This window comes from Idiomarina solivarensis, from assembly GCF_033052755.1.
Taxonomy (GTDB): Bacteria; Pseudomonadota; Gammaproteobacteria; order Enterobacterales; family Alteromonadaceae; genus Idiomarina.
Genome location: NZ_JAVFHZ010000022.1, coordinates 1 through 258, shown reverse-complemented (window position 1 = coordinate 258; position 258 = coordinate 1). Strand labels below are relative to the sequence as shown.

Sequence of the window (258 nt, the reverse complement as noted above, 5' to 3'; positions counted from 1 at the left end):
AAAAATTTAGGTAATCTTCATTCTTATTTCTCATTGCAGCAACTAAACCACCAGCATATCTCCAGGAACAAGAGTATATATCATTTGTAGATTTATTATACCAAATAGTGTTACACAAGGAGGCATATAGTTGTTGGGCAAATTCATCACTCTTTATTACCATTTCAGATAATTTAACTCTAATAATATCTTCAAATCTATCAGTATTAATTTTTTTAGTAATTCTGATACTCATTCTTGATTTTCCTGTTGTTTTAA

At 27.9% G+C, this 258-nt stretch carries 1 protein-coding gene; it reads right to left on the bottom strand.

From position 1 onward, the window contains the following. On the bottom strand, window positions 1-235 hold a 235-nt coding region (locus tag RBK99_RS13485; RefSeq protein WP_317505106.1), incomplete at its 3' end, for a hypothetical protein. Window positions 236-258: the final 23 nt, after the last annotated feature.